This is a genomic window from Microbacterium protaetiae (genome assembly GCF_004135285.1).
GTDB classification, from domain to species: domain Bacteria; phylum Actinomycetota; class Actinomycetes; order Actinomycetales; family Microbacteriaceae; genus Microbacterium; species Microbacterium protaetiae.
The window spans coordinates 2,114,192-2,134,796 of sequence record NZ_CP035494.1; the positions used below are offsets into that span (position 1 = coordinate 2,114,192).

At 69.5% G+C, this 20,605-nt stretch carries 18 protein-coding genes; 12 read left to right on the forward strand and 6 right to left on the reverse strand.

The window, feature by feature from the left end:
* The first annotated feature begins 51 nt into the window (after nt 1-51).
* The gene (locus ET475_RS09750) at nt 52-267 is read left to right on the forward strand and encodes a hypothetical protein (RefSeq protein ID WP_129389248.1); all 216 of its coding nucleotides are present in this window, start codon (nt 52-54) and stop codon (nt 265-267) included.
* A 1,232-nt stretch (nt 268-1,499) separates the two neighbouring features.
* Here the strand turns inward: ET475_RS09750 and galK are convergent.
* Together galK and galT are read right to left on the reverse strand one after the other, a co-directional pair.
* The gene (galK, locus tag ET475_RS09755) at nt 1,500-2,672 is read right to left on the reverse strand and encodes a galactokinase (protein WP_129393848.1); all 1,173 of its coding nucleotides are present in this window, start codon (nt 2,670-2,672) and stop codon (nt 1,500-1,502) included.
* Nucleotides 2,673-2,680: 8 nt separating this feature from the next.
* The gene (gene galT, locus ET475_RS09760) at nt 2,681-3,853 is read right to left on the reverse strand and encodes a galactose-1-phosphate uridylyltransferase (protein ID WP_129389251.1); all 1,173 of its coding nucleotides are present in this window, start codon (nt 3,851-3,853) and stop codon (nt 2,681-2,683) included.
* 169 nt (nt 3,854-4,022) lie between these two features.
* On the opposite strand from galT, the gene ET475_RS09765 reads away from it, so the two are divergent.
* Nucleotides 4,023-5,003: a LacI family DNA-binding transcriptional regulator gene (locus tag ET475_RS09765; protein ID WP_422879910.1), complete on the forward strand. Its 981-nt coding sequence runs from the start codon at nt 4,023-4,025 to the stop codon at nt 5,001-5,003.
* Between the two features lie 129 nt (nt 5,004-5,132).
* Here ET475_RS09765 and ET475_RS09770 read toward each other — a convergent pair whose 3' ends face one another.
* A complete protein-coding gene (locus ET475_RS09770; RefSeq protein ID WP_129389254.1) occupies nt 5,133-6,248 on the reverse strand; it encodes a substrate-binding domain-containing protein in 1,116 nt (371 codons plus the stop codon).
* Nucleotides 6,245-8,185 (reverse strand): heparinase II/III domain-containing protein, encoded by a 1,941-nt coding sequence (locus ET475_RS09775; protein WP_129389257.1) that lies wholly within the window; start codon nt 8,183-8,185, stop codon nt 6,245-6,247. Before ET475_RS09775 ends, ET475_RS09770 begins: the two co-directional genes overlap by 4 nt.
* A 130-nt stretch (nt 8,186-8,315) precedes the next feature.
* Here ET475_RS09775 and ET475_RS09780 point away from each other — a divergent pair, with 130 nt between their 5' ends.
* The 9 genes from ET475_RS09780 to kduI all read left to right on the forward strand — a co-directional run bounded on the left by ET475_RS09780 (nt 8,316) and on the right by kduI (nt 17,897).
* Nucleotides 8,316-10,247 (forward strand): DUF2264 domain-containing protein, encoded by a 1,932-nt coding sequence (locus ET475_RS09780; protein ID WP_129389260.1) that lies wholly within the window; start codon nt 8,316-8,318, stop codon nt 10,245-10,247.
* Nucleotides 10,248-10,304: 57 nt separating this feature from the next.
* On the forward strand, nt 10,305-11,600 hold the full coding sequence (locus ET475_RS09785) for an ABC transporter substrate-binding protein (protein WP_129389263.1): 1,296 nt from the start codon (nt 10,305-10,307) through the stop codon (nt 11,598-11,600).
* 64 nt (nt 11,601-11,664) lie between these two features.
* Nucleotides 11,665-12,600: a carbohydrate ABC transporter permease gene (locus ET475_RS09790; RefSeq protein ID WP_207205327.1), complete on the forward strand. Its 936-nt coding sequence runs from the start codon at nt 11,665-11,667 to the stop codon at nt 12,598-12,600.
* A complete protein-coding gene (locus tag ET475_RS09795) occupies nt 12,597-13,508 on the forward strand; it encodes a carbohydrate ABC transporter permease (protein ID WP_129389266.1) in 912 nt (303 codons plus the stop codon). Before ET475_RS09790 ends, ET475_RS09795 begins: the two co-directional genes overlap by 4 nt.
* Nucleotides 13,509-13,511: 3 nt before the next feature.
* On the forward strand, nt 13,512-14,195 hold the full coding sequence (locus ET475_RS09800; RefSeq protein WP_129389269.1) for a YesL family protein: 684 nt from the start codon (nt 13,512-13,514) through the stop codon (nt 14,193-14,195).
* 13 nt (nt 14,196-14,208) lie between these two features.
* Nucleotides 14,209-15,390, forward strand: a complete 1,182-nt coding sequence (locus tag ET475_RS09805) for a glycoside hydrolase family 88 protein (protein ID WP_129389272.1) — start codon at nt 14,209-14,211, stop codon at nt 15,388-15,390.
* Nucleotides 15,391-15,400: 10 nt separating this feature from the next.
* On the forward strand, nt 15,401-16,264 hold the full coding sequence (locus tag ET475_RS09810) for a fumarylacetoacetate hydrolase family protein (protein WP_129389275.1): 864 nt from the start codon (nt 15,401-15,403) through the stop codon (nt 16,262-16,264).
* Entirely contained in the window at nt 16,261-17,025 is a 765-nt protein-coding gene (gene kduD / locus ET475_RS09815; protein ID WP_129389278.1) for a 2-dehydro-3-deoxy-D-gluconate 5-dehydrogenase KduD, read from the forward strand. The genes ET475_RS09810 and kduD overlap by 4 nt, the downstream gene beginning before the upstream one ends.
* 41 nt (nt 17,026-17,066) lie before the next feature.
* Nucleotides 17,067-17,897, forward strand: coding sequence for a 5-dehydro-4-deoxy-D-glucuronate isomerase (kduI, locus tag ET475_RS09820; protein ID WP_129389281.1), 831 nt, complete (start codon nt 17,067-17,069; stop codon nt 17,895-17,897).
* Between the two features lie 58 nt (nt 17,898-17,955).
* On the opposite strand, the gene ET475_RS09825 is transcribed toward kduI, so the two are convergent.
* Entirely contained in the window at nt 17,956-18,912 is a 957-nt protein-coding gene (locus tag ET475_RS09825) for an SDR family oxidoreductase (protein WP_242497587.1), read from the reverse strand.
* Between the two features lie 47 nt (nt 18,913-18,959).
* On the opposite strand from ET475_RS09825, the gene ET475_RS09830 reads away from it, so the two are divergent.
* Entirely contained in the window at nt 18,960-19,514 is a 555-nt protein-coding gene (locus ET475_RS09830) for a TetR family transcriptional regulator (protein ID WP_129389285.1), read from the forward strand.
* Here ET475_RS09830 and galE read toward each other — a convergent pair.
* Nucleotides 19,490-20,494 carry a UDP-glucose 4-epimerase GalE gene (gene galE, locus ET475_RS09835; protein WP_129389288.1) on the reverse strand — a complete coding sequence of 335 codons (1,005 nt, stop codon included), beginning with the start codon at nt 20,492-20,494 and terminating at the stop codon, nt 19,490-19,492. The two genes, ET475_RS09830 and galE, sit on opposite strands and share 25 nt — an antisense overlap.
* Nucleotides 20,495-20,605: the final 111 nt, after the last annotated feature.

A 20,605-nucleotide genomic window follows, 5' to 3' on the forward strand; every position in this document is an offset into this window, starting at 1 on the left:
TGGGAATACTGAGGGCAGCGGCGCTGTGTGTGCGCCAGACGAGGAGGTCCTATGGGTATCGACGACATCGTGAACAAGGGCAAAGAGCTCTTCGAAGAGAACAAAGACAAGATCGACGCGGCACTGCACAGTGAGCAGGCCGAGGACATCAGCGACAAGGTCCTCGACGGTGCCGCTGACTTCGCCAAGAAGGTCGCTCCAGACTCGGCCGATGCCAAAATCGACGAGTTCCGGAACCAGGCCGACGGCGCGGTCGGCAACCAGTAGCCGCGCGAACGAGCGAAGGGCCGGGATGTCGCATCCCGGCCCTTCATCTTCGCCCCCGTCGTGCGCGGGGCTGACGTGCCACCGGCCGTGTCACGGAACGTGTGGGTGGTGCGGGGGTTTTCGCGCACGTTGTGTGACGCGCTCCTGTCGGTGTCACAGAAGCTGCGGGTGGTGCGGGGTGTTTTGCGCACGTTGTGTGACGCGTTCGTGTGTGTGTCACAGAAGGTGCGGGATGCCGCGGCCTTATCCCGCACGTTCTGTGACGCGCCGACGATCGGTGTCACGGAAGCTGCGGGATGCCGCGGCCTTATCCCGCACGTTCTGTGACGCGCCGACGATCGGTGTCACGGAAGCTGCGGGATGCCGCGGCCTCGTCCCGCACGAACTGTGACGCACCAGCGATCGGTGTCACGGAAGCTGCGGGTGTCGCCGGCTTTGTCGCGCACGAACTGTGACATGCCCCGCCGGGGCGGGGAGTTCAGCCGCCGGGGTGGGGGACTCAGCCGGGGCGGGGTGATTCCGTCGTCGTGGCGTCGACGCTCTGCTGTCGCTGCGCCGGGCGGTGTGCTCTGCGGCCCGTGTCACACAAGGTGTCGGTGGGGCGGGGTTTTTCGCGCACGTTGTGTGACGCGTTCCTGTCGGTGTCACAGAAGCTGCGGGATGCCGCGGCCTTGTCCCGCACGTTCTCTGACGCGCCGCCGATCGGTGTCACAGAAGCCGCGGGATGCCGCGGCCTTGTCCCGCACGAACTGTGACGCGCCGACGATCGGCGTCACGGAAGGTGCGGGATGCCGCGGCCTTATCCCGCACGAACTGTGACATGCCCCGCCGGGGCGGGGAGTTCAGCCGCCGGGGTGGGGGAACTCAGCCGGGGCGGGGTGATTCCGTCGTCACGGCGCCGGCGCTCTGCTGCCGCTTCGTCGCGCCGGCGTGCTCCGCTGCCGTGTCACAGAAGGTGCGGGTGGTGCGGGGTTTTTCGCGCACGTTGCGTGACGCACCAGCGATCGGTGTCACGGAAGGCGCGGGATGCCGCGGTCTTATCCTGCACGAACTGTGACATGTCCCTCCGGGGCGCGGGGACCTCAGCCGCCGGGGCGGGGCCTCAGCCTCCGGGGCGGGGGCTCAGCCGCCGGGCGCGGGGGGGGGGTCAGCCGCCGGGCGCGGGGGGTCAGCCGCCGGGCGCGGGAGTTCAGCCTACGGCGCGGTGACCTCAGCCGCCGGGGCGGGGTGACTCAGCCGTCGCGGCGTGCGCCGTCGGACGGCGTCACGGTGAACACGCGCGGGGCGGCGAAGCCGGCGTGGGCGAATGCGCGGGTCGCGGCATCCCGTACCGTTCCGACCTCGGCGTGCGGGGTCAGCGCTATCGCTGCGCCGCCGAAGCCGCCGCCGGTCATGCGGGCCCCGATCGCGCCGGCGGCGCGGGCCGACTCCACGGCGGTGTCGAGTTCCGGCACCGAGATCTCGAAGTCGTCGCGCATCGAGGCGTGCGAGGCATCCAGGAGCGCACCGATCGCGGCAGGCCCCTGTGTGCGCAGCGTTTCGACGGTGTCGAGCACGCGCTGGTTCTCGGTGACGATGTGGCGCACTCGGCGAAAGGTGACGTCGTCGAGGATGCCGCGGGCGCGATCGAGGTCGGACATCGACACATCGCGCAGCGCGGGCACGCCCAGTGCGGCGGCACCGCGCTCGCACGCGTCACGGCGGTCGCGGTACCCTCCGGTCGAGTGCGCGTGCTGCACACGGGTGTCGATGACCACGAGCTCGAGGCCCGCAGCGGCGAAGCCGAGGTCGACGACCTGGGCCTCCAACGAGCGGCAGTCCAAGAAGATGGCGGCGTCGGCGCGGCCGAGCATTGCGGCCATCTGGTCCATGATCCCGGTCGGGGCGCCGACGGCCTCGTTCTCGGCGCGCCGACCGACGCGGGCGAGGCCGACCGGGTCGAGGCCGAGATCCCAGACGTCGTTGAGAGCTGTCGCCACCGCGCCCTCGATAGCTGCGGACGATGACAGGCCGGCGCCGACCGGCACGTCAGACGCGATCGCGATGTCGATGCCGATCGAGGGGGCGGTGGCCGCCTGCCGCAGCGCCCAGGCGACCCCGAGCGGGTACGCGGCCCACGCCGGGACGGCGGGGGCGCCCGAGGACGGGAACATCGCATCGAGGTCGTCGAGTGGCACGACGACCTGTGCATCGGTGAACGTCGACGCCACGCGGACCTCGCCGCTGCTGTTGCGCCCGACGACGGCATGCGTGCGGCGGTCGATGGCGAACGGCAGCACGAAGCCGTCGTTGTAATCGGTGTGCTCGCCGATCAGGTTCACCCGTCCCGGTGCCGACCACGCGCCCTCGGGCGGCGTGGGGGAGAGGGAGCGGAACAGCGCGAGGGCGTCGGCTGCGGCATCCATCGTCTCGGTCACAGTTCCACCCCTTCCAGCGCGTCGCGCAAGCGGGCAGCGGCGGTCTCGGGCGGGATGTCGGCGATCCAGGCGCCCATGGCAGCCTCGGAGCCGGCCAGGTACTTCAGCTTGTCGGCGGCGCGGCGCGGGCTGGTCAGCTCGAGATGCAGCCGGTAGCTGTCGCGCGCGACGTGCACGGGGGCCTGGTGCCATGCGGCGATGTAGGGCGTCGGGGTGTCGTACAGGCGGTCGATGCCGCGCAGCAGCATCAGATAGAGCCGTGCCAGCTCGTCGCGCTCGGCGTCGTCGGTCTCGGTGAAGTCGGCGACGTGGCGGTGCGGCAACATGTGCACCTCGAGCGGCCAGCGTGCGGCGAAGGGAACGAATGCCGTCCAGCGCAGACCCTCGAGTACCACGCGCTCGCCGGCGCGCTCGAAGTCGAGGATGTCCTGGAACAGCGTGGGGGAGGTGCGCTCGATGCTCTCGACGGTGCGCTGGGTGCGCGGCGTGATGTAGGGGTAGGAGTAGATCTGGCCGTGCGGGTGGCCCAGGGTGACCCCGATGGCCTCGCCGCGGTTCTCGAACGGGAACACCTGCTCGACGCCGGGCAGCGCCGACAGCGCCGCCGTGCGGTCGGCCCATGCCTCGATGACGGTGCGGGCGCGGGTGAAGGTCTGGGTGCCGAACGATCCGGTCGTCTCGGGGCTGAAGCAGACGACCTCGCAGCGGCCCACGCTCGTGCGCGAGCGGCCGAGGCCGAGCTGGCGCAGGTCGTCCAGCCCGTCGGGAGGGTTCTCGCCGGTCGGAGCGGTGCCGGTGGCCGAAGCCAGCGCCGGACCGAACGACGGCGACTTGTTCTCGAAGACGGCTACGTCGTAGCGCGAGGGCACCTCGGAGGGGTTGCTGGCCGATTGCGGGGCGAGGGGGTCGAGTTCGGCCGGGGGAAGGAACGCGCGGTTCTGTCGTGCGGCGGCGACGGAGATCCAGTCGCCGGTCAGAACGTCCTGCCGCATCGTGGCCGTGGCCGGGCGGGGGTCGAGCGCGCGCGCGTCGAGAGCACGATCGGGCCCCAGCGTGGTGTCGGGGTCGTCATAGTAGATGAGCTCGCGCCCGTCGGCGAGGCGGGTGGGGCGCTTGACGACGCCGGCGCCGAGAACGGAGGGCTCGTCGGCCGGGAGGTCCAGAGGCATGGTCAGAACTCCTTCATGTTGACGATCACACGCTATCAAGTCGGATGTGTTATCGTCAACACGAGCGGCGAGGCTGAGTTTTGAACGGGGCGCGGGCGCCGGATGAAGCGGCCGCGTGAAGGAACAGGCCGCGCGAAGGACAGGCCGCGCGAAGGAACAGGGGGCGCGAATGAAGCGGGTGTCGATGGCGGATGTCGCGGCCCGCGCCGGCGTCTCGGGACAGACCGTCTCACGCGTCGTGAACGGCAGCCCGCGCGTCGATCCTGCGACGCGCTCCCGCGTGACGGCGGCCATGGACGCACTGGGATACCGCCCGCACCGCGCGGCGCGTGCTCTGCGCACCGGCCGCACGCAGACCCTGGGGCTCGTGGCCACGACGCTCGCGACCACCGGAAACTCCCGCATGCTGCAGGCGGTGGCTGATGCCGCCACCGACCGCGGCTACTCCCTCGTGGTCGCCACGCTGGGCGGCGAGACCATCGAGACGGCGTTCGAGCGACTGCGCGACCAGGGCGTCGACGGCGCGATTGTGCTGAACGAGGCGACCGCATCGGCACGCGACGCCGCCGTGCCCGACGACCTGCGGCTCGTCGTGGTCGATGCGCCGGTCGCCGACCGCTTCGACGTCGTGCAGACCGCACACGCCGAAGGGGCGGCCGAGGCGGTCCGGTACCTGCTCGGCCTCGGCCACCGCACGGTGCATCACCTGGCGGGGCCGACGGGGTCGTTCTCGGCCGACGAGCGCGAGCGCGGCTGGCGCGAGGCGCTCGCTGCCGCCGGCGCGCAGACCCCCGAGCCGCTGCGCGGCGATTGGAGCGCGGCATCCGGCCACGCGCGCGGGGTGGAGCTGCCGGCCGAGGCCACCGCCGTCTTCGCTGCGAACGATCAGATGGCCCTCGGCCTGCTGCGTGCGCTCGCCGAATCGGGCCGCCCGGTGCCCGAGGAGGTGAGCGTGGTCGGTTTCGATGATGTGATGGATGCCGCGGACTACCGTCCTCCGCTGACGACCGTGCGCCAGGACTTCGACACGCTGGGTGCCTGTGCTGTCGAGGTGCTGGTGTCGCGGATCGAGACCACGGGGCCGCCGCGTCTGGTGTCGATTTCGGCCGAGCTGGTCGTGCGGGCCAGCTCGGGGCCGGTGTCTCACTGAGCCGTTCGGGCGTTCGTGGCATCGATGCGCGATCTGCGCCCTCGGCCAGCGCGGGCCGACGACGCGCCCCCGATCTTCGTCTGCCCCGGACGCCTGGTCGAAAGTGAGTCGTCGGCGGGCGGAAAGCCCTCAGCCCGCCGGCTGCGCCGTCGACTGCCGCACATTCAGCATCGGACTGAGCGAGACGCGGTGCACGGCGCGGTCCCGCCCCTCCAGCCGTCGCACCAGCAGGTCGACCGCGGCGGCCCCGACTTCTTCGCGCGGCGGCCGCACCGCTGTCAGCGGGGGCGTGAACATCGAGGCGACCTCGTCGTCGTACGCGATGACCGACAGGTCGTCGGGTACCGACAGCCCGCGCGCCAGTGCCAGGTCGATGAGCGCCATCGCCTCGGGATCCGAGTGCACGAGCAGGCCGGTGACCCCGTTCGCGAGGATCGTGTCGAGCACGGCGTCGACGGCCACCGAGAACTCGGGGCTGCTGCGCGGCGGAAAGACCTCCTCGAAGTGCTGCGATGGGGTCAGCGCCAGTTCGGTGCACGCGGCCTCCCAACCGCGGGCGATCTTCCGCCCGGTGGGGGAGTCGCGCGAGAGGATGAGCCCCACCCGCTGATGACCGAGCTCAGCCAGGTGGCGCGCGGCGAGCACGGCGCCCAGCGCATGGTCGCTGGTTGCGCTCTCCACCGGCACCCGCCCAGGCATGCTCAGTGCCTCGCGCTCGACGAGCACCGAGGGGATCGTGCGCTCGCCGAGCCAGTCGATCACGTCCTGCGCGTACGGTGTGTCGGGATTGGGTGCGGCGATGACCCCGCGCACGTCGGCGGCCGCGAGCAGCCGCTCGAGCACAGGGCGCTCATCGGTGAGCTCGTACGAGGCGGCACGGACGCGCAGCCGGTATCCGCGTCGCCGGGCTTCGGCCTCCATCCCGTGCACGACGCCCGGCCAGTAGAAGCCCATCGACGGCACCAGCACGGCTATCTCACCCGTCGCGACGGCCGGGGGCGTAACGCCGTCAACCGTGTCGCTGGGCGTGGCGGCGGAGTCTTCGCGCGGGGTGACGGCGCCGCCGTGCACGCGGACGAGAAGCCCGAGCTCCTCCATCTCGGCGAGGTCGCGGCGCAGAGTCACCGGGGTGACGCCGAGCTCTTCGGTGAGCTGTGAGACGCGCACGACGCCGTCTCGCGCCAGAGACGCCAGAATGTGCATGCGCCGGGCGGGCGGCAGCGGCGCGTGTGTCTGTTCGGTCATCGCCCCTCACCCTCGCTCGTCTTGTCCCTTTCTACCGCGACAGACACCGCGCGCCGATCACCGACGTCCAGCTCGATCATGGTCAGCGCCTCTCCCCACACCTCCGACAGCATCGGGTCCTCCAGCGGGCGCTCGATGAGCCGGGCCGGGATGCCGCCTTCCCAGCGCACCGCGACCGGTGACGCCCCCGCGAGCGGTGTGATGTGTGCCACGCCGCTCGACAGGCGCACGGCACCGGCCACCAGCATCCTGATCATCGTCCCGGCGGGCGCGTCATCGGCCAGCTCCCACGCGTCGTCGACGACCACCCGTCGCGCGGCGCGGTCGAGCGTCATGCTCCGCCGCCAAGACAGCAGCGCAGGCTGCGGATACGCCCCCACCAGCTCGAGCGACAGCGCGCCGGCCGCATCGTCGATGCGTACCGCGACGTCGCGTGCCGCGAAGGCCGCGCCCGCGGCCTGTGCGGTGCCGGCGACCTGCGGCACGTTGTGCCAGGTGCTCTGCATCGTCCAGATGTCGTAGCGGTCGGACCCGAACGTCGTCGCGGTGTACGTCGGCCGGCCGGCATCCACCAGCACCGGGACGCCGTCGGAGCACACGATCAACTCGCCGACGTCATTGTGGTTGTGGTTCTCGTCGTTGTGACCGCCCTTGGCCACGAGAGTGAGGCCGAACGGCGATCCGCCGTTCTCGCGCGTCAGCAGAACCTGGGTCGAGGGCAGCCACACGTCACGGGGGAGCGGAGAGGGGGTGGGGGATGCCGCGAGCCACGCGCCGTCGGTCAGCGCGCGCAGCGTGCGGCCCAGGCCGAGAGCCTCACTGACTCGCACGTCGCGGTGCGCGCGGGCGAAGGCTTCTGCCTCGCTGTCGCCGACACGCCGGGCGGCGCGGAAGAGCGTGTCCCAGGGCTGCGGCTCGCTCGGGCGCGCCTGGCCGTCGGCGATGTCGACCACCCACCCGTCGCCGAGCTGGCAGCGATGGGGGAAGGCCACGGTCTCGCGCAGCGCCGGCACGGCAGGCAGGGCGTCGAGCGCGCCGTCGGTGGCGTGTGCGAGCAGATCGAGCGCCTCGAGCGCCCGTGCTGCCCCTGCCCACCAGTATGAGTAGCCCTCATCGACGGCCCCGTCCGCCGGCAGCGCGGCGACGTAGCGATCGAGACCGGCGATGACCAGAGCGATCACCTCGGCGCGCAGCATCCCATCGTCTGCACCGTCGAGCAGGCGCAGCGCGGTGACGAGCACGTTCGCGTGGATCCACGGGTTCCAGTTGTGCACGTGGCCGTCGAGCCCGATCCAGTGCCAGTCGCGGCGGTTCACGAACGGGGCGATGATGCGGGTGCGCACCTCGTGGCGGATGCGGGTGCGCAGCCCCGGATAGTGCTCGTCCAGCGGGGTGCCGAGCAGCTGATCGAGCCAGGCGAGCTGGGCGGCGACCTCGCCGGCGCCCAGGTCGAGGTACGGGTCGGTGACCGTTGCCAGCACGGCGCCGTGCCGGGAGAAAGTGTCGTCGTGGGCGGGCCAGCACCAGGAGCTCTGCTCGCAGAGCAGCTGTACGCCGTCGGCCACCTCGTCGATCCATGCCGCCTCACCGGTGAGGGCTGCAGCGACGGCGAGGCGGGTGAGCCGGTGTTGCCGGGCGAACGCCGCTTTTTCCCACGTCGCGCGGTCACCGTCGCGGTGCACGCGCGCCGCGTCGTGGGCGAGCGGCTGCGGCCAGGGTTCTGCGAGGTCGGCACGTGCGCGAGAGAGAAGCCCGGCCGCCGATGCCCGATCGTGCGCACCGGCGCGATCCCACACCGCACGCTCGACCGCGGGCGGCACAGGAAGGGCGGCGTCGGGGCTCACCAGCAGCCGGGCGAGCGCCGCAGCATGGCGCCGGTCGCCGAAGACATCGGCCAGTGGACCGGCGAAATCGTCCGGCGCGTGCGGTGCACTCATCAAGCCGCCTCCCTGAAGCCATGATCGAAAATGATCGTATCATGTCGAATTAGCTCTTGTGGCGAACGATGCAGATTGCTAATCTCCTGAATTGATCGAGTTGATTCCGATCACTGTTCGAAGGAGAACCGTGAGCACGACGCCCACCGACTGGACCCGCGACGAGTGGCTCGCCTACGCCGACCGCCTGCTCGCCGGCGCACGCCGGTGGGCGTCACCCACGGGTGCGCGGATCACCCCGCCGGGTGCCGAGGGCGGGTACGGGCATGACGTCGACGGTCTCGAGGGGTTCGCACGCACGTTCCTGCTCGCCGGCTTCCGTATCGCGGGCGAGCGCGGCGCGGGCGTCGACGAGCTCATCGACTTCTACAGCCGCGGCATCGCGGCCGGCGTCGACCCGTCCAATCCCGAGCGCTGGGTGCGAATGACCGAGCACGCGCAGGCCAAGGTCGAAGCGGCATCCATCGCCCTCATCCTTGACATGACGCGCCCCTGGATCTGGGATCGCCTGGGGGCGACCACGCAGCAACGCGTCATCGACTACCTCGCCCCCGTCGTGGGCGACGACACCTATCCGCCCACCAACTGGCTGTGGTTCCGCGTCGTGGTGCAGACCTTCCTCCGTTCGGTGGGTGGCCCGTGGTCGCCCGACGACATCGCCGCCGACCTCGCCCTGCACGACCGGTTGCAGCGCGCCGACGGGTGGATCTCGGACGGCCCCGAGCAGGCGTACGACCACTACGTGGGGTGGGCACTGCACCTCTACCCGGTGCTGTGGTCACGGATGCAGGGCGCCGCGGAGCTGGCGGCCGGCCGCACCGCCCGCGATGTCGCCGCCCTCGACCGGTATCTGCTCGACGCCACCGCGCTCGTCGGCGGCGATGGTTCGCCGCTCGTGCAGGGGCGCAGCCTCATCTACCGCTTCGCGGCCGCCGCCCCGTTCTGGGCGGGTGTGTTCGCCGAGGTGCCGTCGACGAGCGCCGGGATGCTGCGCCACGCCGCGAACCGCATCGTCGCCCATTTCGCCGACCACGGTGTTCCCGACGGCGACGGTCTGCTCACGATGGGCTGGCACCACCAGTGGCGACGCCTCGCGCAGGGCTACTCCGGCCCGGGGTCGCCGTACTGGGCGGCGAAGGGTCTACTCGGCATCGCTCTGCCGGCCGATCACCCCGTCTGGTCCGCACCGGCCGAACCGCTGCCGATCGAACACGGCGATGTGCTGCGCACGATCGTCGCCCCCGGTTGGGTGGTCTCGGGCACCACCACCGACGGCATCGTCCGCGTGGTCAACCACGGCACCGACCACGCCACCCCCGGCACGCTCGTCGGCGACTCCCCGCTCTATGCCCGACTCGGCTACTCGACGGTGACCGCACCGCTGCACGACGGCCGCGCATGGCGCGAGCCGCTGGAGCAGTCGGCGGTGCTCGTCGACCGGGCCGGCAGCGCCACGCACCGCGCGGCCATCGAGCTGCTCGGCGTGCGCCGCGACGCAGACGTCGCGGTCGCGGCATCCGTCTCCACCTCTCACTGGATCGACCCCGATGGGCAGCAGGTGCACCACGGATCGGGCATCACCGGCCGGGCGAGCGTCGCCGGGCGCATGACGGTCTGCTCGGTCGTGCGCGGGCCGTGGGAGCTGCGGCTCGTCCGCATCGACGAGCTCGCCGTCGCGCCCGACGCGGTACGGCTGCGCATGGGCGGCTGGGCGCTGGCCGGCGACGGTCTCGAATCCACTGCGTTCGACGGCGTGGCCACCGTGCGCCGTGGCGCACTCACCAGCCGGATCTCGGCGGTCGAGGCGAATGCGTCTGCACGCATCGAGACGCGGCACGACGCGAGCCCGATCGGCGAGGTCGCGGCTGTTCCCGTGATCGAGACGGATGCCGCCGCCGGCGTGTGGCGCGCGGCACTGGTCACGCTCGACGGAGCGGATGCGGCATCCGGCCCTCTCAGCCTTCGTATCGACGGCCTCGACGCGACCGTCACCTGGCCCGACTCGGTGACCACCGTCACCCGACTCATCGCCTCCCGGCCCGCCCCCGACGCGGATCGGTAGCCCAAGACCGGGCCCACCGACGGGCCCGGACAGCAATCGCAAAGGAGCACCCCTCTCATGAAGCGCAAGATCGTCATCGCGGCATCGGTGGCAGCCGTCGCCGCGCTGTCGCTGACCGCGTGCAGCGGCGGATCGGAGCCGAGTGGCGACGCCACCGGTCCGGTCACCATCACCGTGTCGGGCTGGAGCCTGGACACGACCCCCGAATTCCAACTGCTCGCCGACGGGTTCCACGAGGCCAACCCGAACATCACGGTCAAACTCAAGGAATACGACCCCGCCAACTACAACACGCTCGTCACCGCCGACCTCGCCGCCGGTACCGGGCCCGATGTCATCACCCAGAAGGAGGTCAAGTACGTCACCACGTTCCAGGAAGGCGGCCAGCTGCTCGACCTGTCGGACGTCACGCTGCCCGACGGCATCAGCGGTACCGACTCGTACAAGGTCGACGGCAAGCTCTATGCCGTGCCGTACCGGCAGGACGCGTGGGTCCTCTTCTACAACAAGGACCTCTTCGACAAGGCCGGCGTCGACGCGCCGGACGGATCGTGGACGTGGGACGACTACGCTGCCGCGGCCAAGGAGCTCAAGACGAAGCTCGCCGCCGCCGGCAGCAAGGCCTACGGTGCATATCAGCACACCTGGCAGTCGACCGTGCAGGGCTTCGCGAACAACCAGTCGCCCGACGGCGGCGTTCTCAGCGGGAAGTACGACTACATGAAGCCGTACTACGAGCGGGTCCTCGACCTGCAGTCCTCGGGCGCGCAGGTCACGTTCAACACGGCCACCGCGAACCAGCTCACCTATCAGGGTGAGTTCGGCAAGCAGCACGCTGCGATGATGCTCATGGGCACCTGGTACGTGGCCACTCTCATCTCGCAGCAGGCCTCGGGCGATGCCGACCAGTTCACGTGGGGCATGGCCCCGGCGCCGCAGTACGACGCATCCACCGCCGGCACCGACAAGACGCCGGTCACCTTCGGCGACCCGACGGCGTTCGGCGTCAACGCGAACAGCGACGGTGCCAAGCAGGCGGCGGCGAAGAAGTTCGTGCAGTACGCCGCGAGTGAGGATGCCGCCAAGGCACTGGCCGGCATCGGCATCACGCCCGCGCTGCTGAACGACAGCGTCGTGCAGACCTACTTCTCGACGAAGGGTGCTCCGCAGGACGACTTGTCGAAGTTCGCGTTCTCGACCCACACGGTCAAGCCCGAGAACCCGACGTCGGCGAAGACCGCGGCCATTCAGAACATCCTCAATGACATGCACTCCGCGATCCTGTCCGGTTCCAAGGGCATCGACAAGGCGATATCCGAGGCGCAGGACCGCGTCAAGAACGAGGTCGGCTGACCTGCGTGGGGCGGCCGGAACCCGACCGGCCGCCCCGCATCCATCCCCACCACGAAGGCACATCATGACCGCCACCGCCACGATGGTCACCGGCACGCCGCGTCCGTCGCAGCCGAACACGCGCATGCGGCTGCGCGTGCGCAATGCGCTCATCGGCTGGAGCTTCATCCTCCCCAACTTCCTCGGATTCGCGCTGCTCACGCTCGTTCCCGTGGTAGCGCTGTTCTACATCTCGTTCACGAACTGGAACGTGTTCGGCGTCGCCCACTGGACGGGCCTGGCGAACTTCCAGCGACTGCTGGGCGACGCGACGTTCAAGACCGCGTTCGTCAACACCCTCTACTACGCGGTGATGCACATTCCGCTGACCCTGGTGGTCTCGCTGGGCATCGCCCTGCTGCTGAACACCAGGCTGCGTGGCGTCGCCTTCTTCCGCACGGCCGCGTTCTTCCCCTACATCACCTCGATCGTCGCGATCGCCATGGTGTGGAACCTCATGTTCAGCCCCGACTTCGGACCCATCAACCAGATCCTGCGGTTCATCGGCATCGCACACCCGCCCGGGTGGCTCACCTCCCCACAGTGGGCGATGCCGGCCGTCGTTGTGATCAGCACGTGGCGCGACATGGGCTACTACATGATCCTCTTCCTCGCCGGCCTGCAGACCGTCCCCCGTGAGTTGTACGAGGCCGCGCGCATGGACGGCGCGAATGCCTGGCAGCGCTTCGTCAATGTGACCATCCCGTGCCTGCGCCCCACGACCTTCTTCGTCACCGTGATGCTGACTATCAACTCGTTCAAGATCTTCGACCTGATCCTGGTCATGACCAAGGGCGGACCAGGAATTTCGACGATGGTGCTGTCGCAGTTCATCTGGCGCAAGGGCTTCGAAGAGAACCAGTTCGGCTACGCGTCGGCGGCCTCGGTGGTGCTGTTCCTGCTGTGCATCATCGTGACGATCGTGCAATTCCTCTGGAACAAGAGGGGGAGCCGCGCATGAGCACTATCCTCGAAGCCGCCGACGATTCGGCCACGGCCACCCTTCTGACAAGCCCGCGCGGCCCACGGTCGAAGCCGTCCACGCCCGGCAAGCGCATCGGCCGGATCATCGGCTATGTCGCGATGATCGTCGTGGCCGTCGCCCTGCTGGTCCCCTTCTTCTGGATGATCTCCAGCTCGCTGAAGACCTCGAACGACGTCTTCTCGGTGCCGGTGCGCTGGCTGCCGGAGACGTTCGTGTGGAGCAACTATGTCGACATCTGGACCCAGACCAACCTGCTGACCTGGATCCGCAACACGCTGGTGCTGGCGGTCGTGGTCACGTTCCTGCAGGTGCTGACCGGATCGTTCGCTGCCTACGGTTTCGCCCGCATACGATTCCGCGGCCGCGACATCCTCTTCCTCATCTACATCGGGACTATCGCGGTGCCGTGGCAGTCGTACATGATCCCGCAGTTCATCCTGATGAGCAATCTGAAGCTGTCCAACACGCTGTGGTCGATCATTCTGCTGCAGGCCTTCGGCGCGTTCGGCGTGTTCCTCATGAAGCAGTTCTACGAGACCGTACCCGAGGAGCTCAGCGAGGCCGCGCGCATCGACGGGCTCAGCGAGTACGGCATCTGGCGGCGCATCATGGTGCCGCTGTCGGTGCCGGCGATAGCGAGCCTCACGCTGCTCTCCTTCGTGAACACGTGGAACGACTACCTCGGCCCGCTCATCTATCTGCGCAACCCGAACCTGTGGACGATGCAGCTGGGTCTGCAGAGCCTGGTCAGCAACACCCAGGATCAGAACTTCGCGCTGATGTTCACCGGCATGACCATGTCGGTCGTACCCATCGCCATCGTCTTCCTGCTCGGGCAGAAGTACTTCGTCGAAGGCATCGCCACCAGCGGGATGAAGGGCTGACCCATGAAGCGCATCTCGCACGACGCTCTCTCGACCACGATCGGGGCCGTCTATCTCGGCCTCATGACCAACCTGCTGCTCGCGGTGGCCTGTGCGCCGATGCTGCTGCTGATGATCACGACCGACCCGGTGCGCTCCTGGCCGCTGCTGGCCGTGGCCGTTCCGCTGTGCGGTCCGGCCGTGGTCGCCGCTTTCGCGGCTTTCGCCGATCATCGCGCCGGCGGCGTGACGGTGGTGCGCACCTTCGTGCGGGCGTGGCTGCGGGCCTGGCGTCGCCCCGTCGTGCTCGGCGTCGCCGCCACCGCGCTCGTGGTCGTCGCGCTCGTAGACGTGAAGGCGGTCTCGACCGCGTCGTTCGGCATCGTCGTGGCACCGGTGCTGCTCGTGTTCGTGGTGCTCGCGGCGACCGTCGCCCTGCTGGGGTTCGCCGCCTTCGCCGACGCCCCAGGGGCACCGCTGCGGCGGGTGGTGAAGGCAGCCCTGTACTTCGGGGTGCGGCGCTGGTATCTGACGCTCGTCTCACTGGCGGTGCTGGGCACCCAGTTCGCCGTGTTCACCAGCATGCCCGCCATCGGGATCGGCCTCACTGCCGCGCCCGCCCTGTACCTCGCGTGGGCGAACTGCCGGTTCAGCCTGAGCGCTGTGCTCACCCATGACGAGGTCCCGGCCGTCGTGCCGGGGTCATGAAGAAAGAAGATCGATGAGTTCCCCTTCCTCCGCAGACACCCGTACCGACGCCCTCTTCGCGCAGGCTTCGGATGTCGCCCTGGACACCGTGCGTCGCAACATCTCTGCGTTCGGCGCGCTGTACCCCGCTGACACCACGGCCCACGGGCGGTACCCGCTTCGCCCCACGCACGGCGCCTTCGCCGAGGGCGGCAACTACGGGTGGACGACGAGCTTCTGGCCGGGCATGCAGTGGCTCGCCTGGGAGCGTGGCGGGGATGACGTGTTCCGCGATGCCGCACTCGGGCACGCCCGCGACTTCGACCGGCGACTGCGCCGGGGCGAAGACCTCGACACGCACGACATCGGCTTCCTCTACACGCTCGCCTCGGTCGCGCCCTGGCGACTGCTCGGCGATGAGAAGGCCCGCGAGACCGCCATCGCCGCCGCCGACCAGCTCATGACGCGGTTCCTCGAGCCCGCCGGCATCATTCAGGCATGGGGCGATCTCGCCGACCCGCACCAGCGCGGGCGCACGATCATCGACAGCCTCATGAACATGCCGTTGCTCATGTGGGCGTACGAGCAGACGGGGCAGGAGCGGTTCGTCGACGCCGTGCGGCGACACACCGAGCAGCTGCGCGTGCACATCATGCGCGACGACGATTCGACGTTCCACACCTTTTACTGGGACCCGGTCACCGGTGAGCCGCTGCGTGGTGCGACCGAGCAGGGTGCGCACGATGACTCTTGCTGGGCCCGGGGCCAGGCCTGGGGAGTGTACGGATTCGCGATGGGATACCGCTTCACCGGCGACGAACGGATGCTGGATACCGCACACCGCTGTGCCCGTTATTTCCTCGCGCACCTGCCGGCCGACGCCATTCCGTACTGGGACCTGGTCTACGGCGACGACAGCGATGCGCCCCGCGACAGCTCGGCCGGTGCCATCGCCGCCGCGGGACTGCTCGAACTCGCTCGCGTCGATCCCGACCACGCGCGCGCGCAGCACGCCGCCGCCGAGGCGCGGCGCCTTCTCGCAGCGCTCGTGACAGACTGCGCGCCGGCGCCCGAGACCGCTGACACGCTGCTGCTGCACGGTGTCTACGACCTGCCCAAGGGCAACGGTGTCGACGAGGGCAACCTCTGGGGCGATTACTTCTACCTCGAGGCGCTCACCCGCGTCACCGACCCTGACTGGACGCCGTACTGGTGAGGGGGATCGTATGCGTCTGGTGACCTATCGCGGCTCCTCCGACTCCCGCATCGGCGTCGTTCTTGCGGGCGATCGCGTTCTCGACGTGCGCGCGGGTGCGCTGGAGGACATCGTGGGGGATGCCGCATCCCTGGCATCCGTGCGCGAGGCAGCCGAGGCATCATCCCCCGCTTCCGGCCTGCCACGGATCGATGAACTCGACCTGCTGCCGCCGGTGCGCCCCGGAAAGCTGCTGTGCATCGGCTACAACTACCGCGGGCACGTACCCGACGGCGAGGACCCGACGGCGAACGATCCCGCGTACCCGGACGTGTTCGTCAAGACCGCGAACGTGCTCATCGGGCCGAACGACCCGGTGCAGCTGCCGCAGGTCGAGGCCGACGTGGACTATGAGGGCGAAATAGCGCTTGTCATCGGGCGACGGGCGAAGAACGTCCCCGTGTCCACGGCGCTCGACCACGTCGCCGGCTACACGCTGTTCGACGACGTCACCGCCCGCGACTGGCAGCGTCACGGCTCACAGTTCACGCTCGGCAAGTCGTTCGACACGTTCGGGCCGCTCGGGCCCTGGCTCGTGACGGCCGACGAGATCCCCGATCCGCAGAGCCTTGTCGTCGAGGTCGAGCGCGCCGGCGTGGTCACCGCCCGCCAGTCGACTGCGACCATGATCTTTCCGATGGCGTTCCTCGTGCATCACCTCAGTCAGGTGATGACCCTCGAACCGGGCGACGTCATCTCCACCGGCACGCCGCAGAAGCTGCCCGATGCTGCGGCGACCCATCGGTCGCTGGCCGACGGCGACGTCGTCGCCGTGCGCGTCGCCGGCATCGGCGAGCTGACCACCCGATTCACCACCATCACGGAGGACGCATGATCCTGGACGCATTCCGCCTCGACGGAAAGGTCGCGCTGGTCACCGGCTCCAGCCGAGGTCTCGGCCAGGGAGCCGCCGTCGCGCTCGCCGAGGCCGGCGCCGACGTCGCGTTGCTCGACCGCGGCGACGCGAGCGAGACCGCGGCACGCGTCACCGCACTCGGGCGCCGCGTCGTGCGCGTGCAGCGCGACTTCACCGAGGCGACGCCCGAACAGCTGCACAGCGCCGTCGACGAGATCGCCGACGCGCTCGGGCAGGTCGACATCCTCATCAACAACGCGGGCACGATCCGTCGCACGCCTGCCGTCGACTACGCGACCGCGGACTGGAACGACGTGCTGCGGGTCAACCTCGACGCGGTGTTCCATCTCTCACAGGCGGTCGGCCGCGGGATGATCGAGCGCGGCTGGGGACGCATCATCAGCATCGCATCGATGATGTCGTTCCAAGGCGGTGTCTTCGTGCCGGCCTACACCGCGTCCAAGCACGCGGTCGCCGGTCTCACCAAGGCGCTGGCCAATGAGTGGGCAGCGTCGGGAGTGACCGTCAACGCCATCGCCCCCGGATACATGGCCACCGACAACACCGCTGCGTTGCGAGCCGACGCCGCGCGTGCGGCATCCATCTCCGCCCGCATCCCCGCCGGACGCTGGGGGACCCCCGACGACCTGCAGGGAGCATTCGTGTTCCTGGCCTCGGATGCCGCAGCGTACGTCACCGGCACGGTGCTGCCGGTCGACGGCGGCTGGCTCGTGCGGTGATGAGCGGCCAGAACAGCTTTCGAGAAGACAGGAGAGAACGCATGGAACAGCGCTACGCGACCAACCCCGCCCAGATCCCGGGAATGACGACCGAGGATCTGCGCGAGGCCTACCTCATTCCCGCAGTCTTCGTGCCGGGTGAGGTCTCACTCACCTACACGCACCACGACCGCATCGTGCTCGGCGGCGCCGTGCCCGCCGGCAATGAGCTGCCGCTGCCTGCGGTCCCCGAGATCCGCAGCGAATACTTCCTCGAGCACCGCGAGCTGGGTGTCATCAACGTCGGTGGCACCGGCACGGTCACCGCCGACGGGCAGACGCACACGCTCGTGAACGGCGCGTGCCTGTACCTCGGGCGCGGCGTGCGCGATGTGGTGTTCGCGGATGCCGCGGGTGAGACCGGCGCGCAGTTCTACCTGTTCTCGGCTCCGGCGCACACGACGTACCCGACCAGGCTCGTGAACCCCGGCGAGGGCACCGTGCGCGAACTCGGTGACCAGCTCACGAGCAACCGACGCACGCTGAACCAGTACATCCACGAGAACGGCATCCGCTCGTGCCAGATAGTGATGGGCGTGACCACGCTGCACCCCGGCTCGATGTGGAACACGATGCCCGCGCACACGCACGACCGCCGCACCGAGTGCTACCTGTACTTCGACGTGCCTGACGACGCCCGCGTCGTGCACCTGCTCGGCGAGCGCGACCAGACCCGCCACCTCATCGTCGCCGACCGCCAGGCGATCATCTCGCCGAGCTGGTCGCTGCACTCGGGTGTCGGCACGGCGGCGTACTCGTTCGTGTGGGCGATGGCCGGTGAGAACCAGGCCTTCGACGACATGGATGCCGCTGCCATCACCGACCTGAAGTGACGGCACCGTTCTGCCGGCCGTCGGCGAGATCAGAGCGCGTGCGGTCGAGGAGCGCAGGTCACGAGGCGCTGCGAAAGTAGTGCCCTGCCGCGAGGTCGGCGATCAGTCCCGGATGCGTGGGCGTCCACCCCAGCTGCTGTTGGGTGATCGCGCTGGAGGCGGGGATGTCCAGTGCGAAGATCGAGCCCAGCCAGCCGAAGTGCTCGGCGGCCTGTTCGGGGGCCACAGAGGCGATGGGCAGGTCGAGTCCCCGCCCGATGGTCTCGGCGATCTCGCGCGTGGGGACGCCTTGATCGGCGACGGCGTGCACCGCACTGCCGGCGGGAGCCTTCTCGAGCGCGAGCCGGACAAGCTGCGCGGCGTCGAGTCGGTGCACGGCGGGCCAGCGGTTGCTGCCGTCGCCGATGTAGGCGCTCACGCCCTTCTCGCGCGCGATTCGGACCAGCTGCGCGACGAAGCCGTGGTCATTCTCGCCGTGCACGCTGGTCGAGAAGCGCAGTGCGACCGCGTGCACACCGTTCTCGACGTGGGCGAAGGCGAGTTCTTCGCCTCCACCGCGGGGCCCGTCGGCGCCCATTGCGGGGAGTCTGTCGTTCTCGTTCGCCACGCGCCCCGGCGTGATGCCGCCCGCACCTGACGCGAACAGGAACGGGCGGTCTGAGCCCTCGAGTGCCTCGACGAACGTTGCGATGACTGCACGTTCCGAGCGGCCGGAAGCGGCGAAGTCGCTGAAGTCGTGTCTGAACGCCAAGTGGATGACGGCGTCGGCATGAGCAGCTCCCTCGCGCAGGCTGTCAAGGTCATCGATGCTGCCGGGGTGCGATGTGGCTCCGGCTGCTTCGATGAGCGCGGCGGATGCCTGTGAGCGGGCGAGTCCCACGACGTGATGTCCGGCGTCGATGAGTTCGGGAACGACGGCAGAGCCGATCCATCCGGATGCCCCGGTGACGAATACGCGCATGATGATGATCTCCTCCGTATCGCGGTGACGGACGTTGATGTCAGTCCCTGTCATCACCATAGCACCTGATGTCAGTTGCTGTCATCAACTAGACTGTCCGCATGGGGCGATGGGAGCCGGATGCACAGGGCCGTCTTCGAGAGGCGGCGCTGGAGCTATACGCCGAGCAGGGCTTCGATGCGACGACGGTGGCCGACATCGCGGCGCGGGCAGGCGTGACCGAGCGCACGTTCTTTCGTCACTTCGCAGACAAGCGCGAGGTTCTGTTCGACGGCTCGCATGAGTTGGAGCACATCGTCGCCGATGTCGTCGCCTCGGCACCGACCTCGGCGACGCCGATGGTGGCCGTCAGCGCGGCGATGGTGCAGGCGGGCATCGCGCTGCAGCAGCGTCGCGAATTCGCCACGAAACGTGCCGCGGTGATCGCCGCGAACGGCAGCCTCATGGAGCGAGAGCTGCTCAAACTCGCTGCGCTTGCCGCCGCGACCGCGCAGGCGTTGCGTGGTCGCGGGGTGCCCGAGCCTGTCGCGGTGCTCGCGGGTGAGGTCGGGGTCATCGCGTTCAAAGTCGCATTCGCCCGATGGATAGCAGACCGCGGCGAGCTGCCCGCGTACGTCACCCAGGCACTGGATCAGCTGCGGGAACTGTCCGCCTGAGCGTGCCCGGCGGCGCGGCGGGCCTCCCAGCCCGAGCGCACCATCTCGTCGACCGAGTACCTGTTCGCCCAGTCGAGGTCGCGCGCGGCCAGTTCGCCGGTGGCCACGATCCGGTCGGGGTCGCCGGGTCGGCGCGGCGAGATCTCGGGCGTGAAGTCGATGCCGGTCACGCGGGCCATGGCGTCCATGATCTCGCGCACACTCAGGCCGTTCTGCGAGCCGAGGTTGTAGGCCGGCTCGATCGGCTGCGCACCTGCCAGCCGCTGCGCGGCCACCACGTGTGCGGCGGCGATGTCGGCCACGTGCACGTAGTCGCGCACGTTCGTGCCGTCTTCGGTCGCATAGTCGTCGCCGAAGATCTTCGGGGTCTTGCCGGCCAGCAGCGCCTCGAACACGAGCGGGAAGAGGTTGTGTGGGCTTGTGTCGTACACGGCCGCATCGCCCGAGCCCACGACGTTGAAGTAGCGCAGCGAGGTGTGGCGGAGGGGATGCTCCGACCCGGCGGTCGCCACACCCTGGTCGGCGATCAGCCACTCGCCGATGAGCTTGGACTGCCCGTACGGCGAGGTCGGGTGCTTTTCGGTGTCTTCCACGACGAGGTCGACATGCGGGGTGCCGTACACGGCCGCCGACGATGAGAACACGAGGTTGGTCACGCCCGCGGCATCCATCGCCTCCAGTACCACCCGCGTGCCTTCGACGTTCTGCGCGTAGGTGTGCAGCGGGCGCTGCACCGAGACCCCGGCGTACTTGAAGCCGGCGACATGGATGACGCCCTCAACGTGGTGCTCGCGCAGCGTGCGCTCGACCAGCTCACGATCGAGGATCGTGCCGCGAACGAACGGCACGCCGGCGGGGACGAATCCCTCGTGCCCGCTGCTCAGATCGTCGATGACGACCGGCTCGAGTCCTGCGGCGCCCAGCGCCCGGACGATGTGGGCGCCGATGTAGCCGGCGCCGCCGGTCACGAGCCAGGTCATGTCACTCCTCTGCGGGTCCGAGCAGCCAGGCCTGCGCGAAGCGCGCGCGGTCGGTGAGCGGCTGCTCGAGTTCGATCACGGTCACTACATTCTGCCCGCACCTGCTCGGTG